This is a genomic window from Citrobacter sp. TBCS-14 (genome assembly GCF_005280805.1).
Lineage (GTDB): Bacteria > Pseudomonadota > Gammaproteobacteria > Enterobacterales > Enterobacteriaceae > Citrobacter > Citrobacter gillenii.
The window spans coordinates 1-228 of record NZ_SZWM01000194.1; the positions used below are offsets into that span (position 1 = coordinate 1).

Sequence of the window (228 nt, forward strand, 5' to 3'; positions counted from 1 at the left end):
TCGGCGATGTTACCGCCTTAGATGACATTAACCTGCAAATAGTGCAGGGGGAGTTTGTCGCGATTATGGGCGCTTCTGGTTCGGGTAAAACGACACTGATGAATATTCTGACCTGCCTGGACACCGCGACAGAAGGTCAGGTGTTTTTAGATGGGATTGATGCTGCCGCACTGGATGAAGAGGGGCGTCGCCGTTTTCGTGCTGAGAAAATAGGGTTGGTATTCCAGC

1 protein-coding gene is annotated in these 228 nt (G+C 51.3%); it reads left to right on the top strand.

Annotated features, from left to right (window positions below; genetic code table 11):
- Positions 1-228 (top strand): ATP-binding cassette domain-containing protein (locus FDX22_RS12075; protein WP_146717252.1); only part of this gene is annotated, 228 nt, incomplete at both ends.